A 552-nucleotide genomic window follows, 5' to 3' on the forward strand; every position below is an offset into this window, starting at 1 on the left:
CTGATCGCGTTCGTTACCGAAACGTCCCTGGTCTTCCTGATGACCCTCTACCTCCAGGAAGTCCTCGGCTACTCCGCCCTGTCCGCAGGCCTGTCCTTCGGTGTCCTGGGTATCGGCACCATCATCGGCGGCTCCCTGGCGGCGAAGGTCATCGGCCGGATCGGCACCAAGTCCACCCTCATCACCGGCGGACTCCTCCAGGCCGTCGCCACCGCAGCCCTCTTCGGCCTCGGGGACGACCGCTCCTGGATGTGGCTGCTGCTGGCAGGCACCTTCCTCGGCGGTATCGGCAACATGCTCGTCATCGTCGGCTTCATGGTCACCGCCACCAGCGGCCTCCCCGACAGCGAGCAGGGCATGGCCACCGGCCTTGCCACCATGACCCAGCAGATCGGTATCACCATGGGCACCCCGATCATGTCCGCCATCGCCACCGGCCACATCGCCGGCCGCACCACCAGCGGAGCCGTCCTCGACGGCGTCGGACTCGCCGTCCTCATCAACGCCGCCATCGTCCTCGCCGGCACCCTCCTCACCGCACTCTTCCTGCGC

The 552-nt window shown here is 67.6% G+C and carries 1 protein-coding gene; it reads left to right on the plus strand.

Features of this window, described 5'->3' with window-relative positions; genetic code table 11:
• On the plus strand, positions 1 to 552 hold a 552-nt coding region (locus IEZ01_RS34505; protein ID WP_189205744.1), incomplete at both ends, for an MFS transporter.

The organism is Streptomyces purpureus, assembly GCF_014648195.1.
Taxonomy (GTDB): domain Bacteria; phylum Actinomycetota; class Actinomycetes; order Streptomycetales; family Streptomycetaceae; genus Streptomyces; species Streptomyces purpureus.